This window comes from Blautia sp. AF19-10LB (assembly GCF_003461245.1).
Taxonomy (GTDB): domain Bacteria; phylum Bacillota; class Clostridia; order Lachnospirales; family Lachnospiraceae; genus Blautia_A; species Blautia_A intestinihominis.
This window is the reverse complement of the sequence record NZ_QTWS01000061.1, coordinates 1-1390: the sequence shown is the minus strand read 5'-3', so window position 1 is coordinate 1390 and position 1390 is coordinate 1. Positions and strand designations below refer to the sequence as shown.

Genomic DNA, 1390 nt, shown 5'->3' with positions numbered 1-1390 from the left:
CCCCGACGGCAAAAGCCAGTCCCAAGAGAAGCGGAACGGCTCGCCCTCCGGGTGGAAAATCCCATGCAGGACGTTCAAGCGTTCCTGTCCGTTCATGGGGCGGGCGGTTACACCAAGCACCTTAAAATTATTCAGTACATCGGTTTCGATACGGGAAAGGCGGGCTTTTGCCGCCGCAAGATTGTCCGCTTCAATGGAAAAGGTAATGTACTTGCACTTTTCCAGTCCGTTGTTGCCTTTTTCAAGCTGATTTTTCAGCATATCCGCGTACTCCCTGCGGATAGAGTTAAAAGCGTCGTCCTGTGCCGGAATTTCGATAGCCGCCTGTGCCTTTTCCTTTCTTGCGCCCTGATTGATGAAAGAGAGCTGCACCGAAACGGAAGCGTCAAAGTAGTTGAGAAAATCGCACCAGTTTTCAAAAATGGCGGTCTTATCATCTGCCTGTGCAAGCTGATAGTTAATATCTTCAAAGACAAGGCTTTTACTGTATTTCTTTTCCGTTACCCTGCAAATCCCGTCCGGGTACATCTGCAAGTAGGGAATGGTCTGCTGCGCGGTGTGGGGCTTCCCGTCGCCCTTTGCCGCCTGTATCACGGCGGCGATTTCTTTCTTTTCTGCGCGGGTCAGCTTACGCTTCACGGGATTTTTTACCGCGCGGGTCATGGTTTTTCGTTCTGCCATTGACAATAGCCGATACCTCCTTTTCCAGTTTTCGTTGTTTTTCTATGACGGCATAAAAATTTTCCGTCTGATAGGGGCGTTCCTTTGGTCGGATAAACTTTGTCTGAATGACGTTCTTTATCACGACTTCAAGGGGCTGCCCGTGTTTTTCATACATTGCCAAGAGGAAGCAGGGAAGCATAACGACAATCATTGCAAATGCCGCCATGCTTGTTCCCGCGCTGTCTTTGAGCAAAAAGAAAAGCGGTAGTCCCATAGCGAGGGCTGCCGCAAAACATATAATCTGCCGCTTTGTCAGATTAAAAGCGACTTTTGTTTTGATTTTTGATAAGTCTTTGGGTACGGGTACATACGCCAAGTGAAAACCTCCTTTCGGTCTTTAATGGGCGTTAAAGATTGACTTCGCAAGTGTGCCTGTTTTGAATAGGGAGAAGCACAAAATCACGGTGTAGGCTGCAAGGGAGAAAATCGCGCTGTGCAGGTTGTCCGCTACAATCATGCTGCCAACCAAAACCGCATAAATGCCGACGCATATCATTATGAGGAAGCCTTGAAAACCGAGGGCGAACAGGGCTTTTAAGTAGTTGTTGCCTATCTGCCCCCACTCTCTGTTGGTCATAGTTGCAAACGGGATAGGCGATACCGAACAGTAAAGTAGGGTAAGAACCCGGCGCCTTGCCATATCACTATGGTAGGTTTCCGAGAACTC

2 protein-coding genes and 1 pseudogene are annotated in these 1390 nt (G+C 48.7%); all 3 read right to left on the bottom strand.

Annotated features, from left to right (window positions below; translation table 11 throughout):
* Window positions 1-663 (bottom strand): annotated as a pseudogene (locus DWX28_RS20160) (VirB4-like conjugal transfer ATPase, CD1110 family); the annotation flags it as partial.
* Window positions 629-1039: a PrgI family protein gene (locus DWX28_RS18320; RefSeq protein WP_035290041.1), complete on the bottom strand. Its 411-nt coding sequence runs from the start codon at window positions 1037-1039 to the stop codon at window positions 629-631. The gene DWX28_RS18320 and the pseudogene DWX28_RS20160, both read right to left, overlap by 35 nt.
* Window positions 1040-1060: 21 nt before the next feature.
* On the bottom strand, window positions 1061-1390 hold a 330-nt coding region (locus DWX28_RS18315), incomplete at its 5' end, for a hypothetical protein (protein WP_243002495.1).